The following is a 241-nucleotide window of genomic DNA, read 5'->3' on the forward strand; positions in this document are numbered from 1 at the left end:
GGCTAGTTGGGCGCGAAACGTACTAGCAGAACAGGGCTCATAGGCCGTGTTTTTCGTGTCTTAAGGGCTGTTGCTGCGTGTGCGCTCCTAAAACGGGGGTAATTTGCGGGGGTAAGCAGGTGGTGCGGATTGCTGAACAATCCGCACGTCACACCCATTTCGAGCCGTTTTCGCAGTCGTTGAACAATCTTTCCGACCATTTCTGGACTGTTTTGAAGTGCTGTTCCGGCATTTCCCCAGG

Source organism: Corynebacterium sp. HMSC034E11 (assembly GCF_001835905.1).
In the GTDB taxonomy this organism is placed as follows: domain Bacteria; phylum Actinomycetota; class Actinomycetes; order Mycobacteriales; family Mycobacteriaceae; genus Corynebacterium; species Corynebacterium coyleae.